This window comes from Microcoleus sp. N3A4 (assembly GCF_036701805.1).
Lineage (GTDB): Bacteria > Cyanobacteriota > Cyanobacteriia > Cyanobacteriales > Microcoleaceae > Microcoleus.
In genome coordinates, this window is sequence record NZ_JAUBRJ010000153.1 from 1 (window position 1) to 3,267 (window position 3,267).

2 protein-coding genes and 2 pseudogenes are annotated in these 3,267 nt (G+C 39.1%); 2 read left to right on the top strand and 2 right to left on the bottom strand.

Features of this window, described 5'->3' with window-relative positions; translation table 11 throughout:
- Positions 1-149 precede the first annotated feature (149 nt).
- A pseudogene (locus tag QUA56_RS36290) lies at positions 150-1,413 on the bottom strand (ISAs1 family transposase).
- Between the two features lie 107 nt (positions 1,414-1,520).
- Between QUA56_RS36290 and QUA56_RS36295 the strand changes: the two are divergent.
- Positions 1,521-2,589 (top strand): annotated as a pseudogene (locus QUA56_RS36295) (ISKra4 family transposase).
- Here QUA56_RS36295 and QUA56_RS36300 read toward each other — a convergent pair.
- On the bottom strand, positions 2,581-2,787 hold the full coding sequence (locus tag QUA56_RS36300) for a hypothetical protein (RefSeq protein ID WP_333368810.1): 207 nt from the start codon (positions 2,785-2,787) through the stop codon (positions 2,581-2,583). The pseudogene QUA56_RS36295 and the gene QUA56_RS36300 sit on opposite strands and share 9 nt — an antisense overlap.
- 144 nt (positions 2,788-2,931) lie before the next feature.
- Between QUA56_RS36300 and QUA56_RS36305 the strand changes: the two genes are divergently transcribed.
- Complete coding sequence (locus QUA56_RS36305) at positions 2,932-2,997, top strand: hypothetical protein (RefSeq protein WP_333368813.1); 66 nt, start codon at positions 2,932-2,934, stop codon at positions 2,995-2,997.
- Positions 2,998-3,267: the final 270 nt, after the last annotated feature.

Genomic DNA, 3,267 nt, shown 5'->3' on the forward strand with positions numbered 1-3,267 from the left:
AGGTAGGCACATATATTTTTCCTACAGTGAATGTATGAAAATCCTTAGTCATCAAAGCCAGAACTGCGGAATGTGGGATGTATAATAACTTTGATTTGATTTGAATCGCACATCATATTTGTCCTCTATACAGGGTAAGAGCATCTCAATTAGGCTTGACACAAGGACTCAGAAGAATCTAATGTAGGGTCAAGAAAACAAGAAAAGAGAACTTGAATCATATAATCGTTATCCATAGCAGTGCGTTTCATTTTTTGTCTGAGACTGCGTTTGTAAGTCAGTTCTCGATTGAGGGCATTAAGAGCGATGCGTCGTAAAAGAGCAAAATTCCGAGGACTGTGGAAAGAGCGAATGCGACAAGCATCCGAGCGCGAATGTACAGTCAAGAGTCCAATGAGCCTGGTTTTCAATACCCCAATGTTTTCGGATAGCCAGACCAATAAGTTGAGCATTACTGTGTAAAGAAGTCAAATAAAATTGCACCTCACGGGTAGTTTTGTTCCAGAGATGACGGACTCGTACAACCATGACAACGCTTTGAAGTCCTGCCCATAATCGGGGTTGATAAAGATGATTAATTGCAGAAACCGGAACCGACCAGACTTGACGAATTTCTCGGCGATGGTGTCCTTTTTCGATGCGTTTTTCATAACTGACATCAATGCCTTGAAATTGCTGAGAAGAAGCTGTTTCAAACCATTCTTGAACCTGATTGTAGAGAGTGGGATGATTTGCCTTGAGCGCCAAAACGTAATCTCCTTTCTTGTCGATAATCTTTTTGGCAATTTCTGTTTGTGTCCCCATTGCATCAATAGTGATAATGGAACCGGTGATATCCAGTAATTCTAATAATGCAGGAATAGCAGTAATTTCATGAGATTTATCTTCTACTTTCATCTGTCCCAAAACTAAACGTTGTTCACTCGACCAGGCACTAATAATATGGAGTGCCGATTTACCTTGATTTCGGTCATACGAACCCCTAATGGTCTTCCCATCTATGGGGATTATTTCTCCTCCCATCTTGGTGACAAGGGTTTCTACCCATTGAAGAAAACAACGATTCAATTCTTCTGGGTTAATAAACTCAAATACCCGACGAAAAGTGTCATCAGAGGGAATACCGTGAGGTAATGCCAAAAACTTTTCTAACCACTGTTTTTTGCTAATGCCATAATTTTCCATGTCTTCCCATCCTTGCGCTCCAGCAATTACTGCTAAAATCGCAATTACTAAGATATCTGTGAGTTGATGTTTCTTCGTTCTCTCCACTCTGGGATCTTTAATATCTTGGAAGTGGTGAACTAAACTTTTTTGAATACAAGCGATATCTGCCACTTCTGTTAGCTTTCTCTCAGGAGGAAAATTTTTCTGAGTATCGGCAGTTTTGTTGTCAAAGCAGGGTAAGCTCATCTAATTTGGTATAAATTGTAGGGTGCATCTCACTTTTGCGAATGTGTCAAAAAAGAGTTAAAATGAAAAAGCTAGTAAAATCGTCAAATAAAGATGAGGTAAATAAAATGACACCTTTAGACCAACAACAGCTAAAAGCCCACTTAAAAGCGGTAGCAGAAATTCTTTACAGAAATACAGAGCCAACCGAGTTAAAAAGTTTTGAAAGTATAGAAACATCAGTCCGTCAGAAAATGTTATCAGAAGTTGGTCCAGAAATAGGTAACTTTTTTTTTCAGCAGTATCAGGAATTAAAACAGGAAAACCCCGGAAAATAAAATCAATAATCGGCTCGCTCGACATTACAGATAATCAGGCCAAATATTTTGGCTTAAAAGCTTACAGTCAATTGAGTCCACTGATGGAAAATTGCTGTCTTTTAATCACTGCTAACGAATCTTATCAAAGGGCAGAAAAAGATTTGGAAAAATTTACGGGGATCAAAATTTCTCACAGTACATTACTCATATTAGTCAATCGACAAGAATTTGAATTGCCTACATCTAAACAAGGAGTCAAAGAAATTACATTGGATGGTGGTAAAGTTAGACTACGTAACGAAACCAAGGGCGAGAGCTGTTACTGGAAAGACTATAAAGCGGTGTGTTTAGATAATGTTTATTCGGGAGCCTTTTTTCAAAATAATCAAGACTTAATTGATTGGACTAATAGCCAAAAATTACTACACCCTATGTATTGTCGGTTGAGATGGTCATGCCGGGATTTGGAATATATTTAAAGAAATTGGAGATAATGAACAAAGACAAGAAATCTTAGATTGGTATCATCGAACAAGAAAATCTCTACAAGGTAGGGGGTTCAATAAAACGATTGAAATCAGCAGAAAATATGTTATGGCAAGGCAAAGTTGATGAAGTTATAAATTTATTTAAAGACTTTAAAGGTCAAGCATTTAAAACGTTTTGCAATTATTTAGAGACCCATCGCTGCCGAATAGTTAATTACCAATACTACAAAGAAGAATCCATAAGTTCGATAGGTTCGGGAACAGTTGAATCAACAATTAAACGCATTGGATTAAGGGTGAAAATATCGGGAGCACAATGGAATATTGAGAACGTTTCGTCTATCCTTGCTCTTCGCTGTGCTTATCTCAATGGTCAACTTTCAATTTGATGTATTTGCCAAAGTGAGATGCACCCGTTGCTGCTCTTCTATCAACTGCTGTTTTTCTTGAAGTTTTCGTTGTTGCTGTTTGAGCTGCTGCTGTTGCTTGAGTAGCCATTCTGCTAACGACAGCATTGCTTGAGCCATCTGCTCTACGGCAATGGCTATCTCACATGATTCGCTGGTCAGTGCAGTTGGTTTTAGCATGGAAGCTACTATACTCTATTTTTGCCTATTTGGCTCAAATCCTGACGGAGCTTGCTCACAGCCCAGCTATGAGCCTCCATTGGCAACACCGCAACGCAGTTGCGGTGAGCAGTTACCTTTTTCTTACCCAAGTATTGTTCTGAAATGAATCCAATCGAATTAGAGTGGCAACACATTAAAAAAGATGAATTAGCTGCGACATTTGTTTGAGGATGAATTAGATCTCGCCTACGCCGTAATTCAGGGAGTAGAAGTTAGAGGAGAAAGAGGAAACTACCGTACACAACGTGTTAAATTTAACTCCAATGCTGGTACTTAATGTTTCGTTACATAAAGATAAATTTTCCCACCTACCTACTTATCACTGTAGTTTGGGCTAATTAAACTTTTGTCAGTCAATCAGGTTGGAACTCCCCCCACCAGGCGAACCCCCTGGGGAAGCACCCGGAGATGGCGAAGTAGCCGGAGATGCTGTAGTAG

Bases quoted from the DNA above. Each gene is read 5' to 3' on its own strand.
- QUA56_RS36300 (WP_333368810.1), bottom strand. From the start codon at position 2,787: ATGCTAAAACCAACTGCACTGACCAGCGAATCATGTGAGATAGCCATT.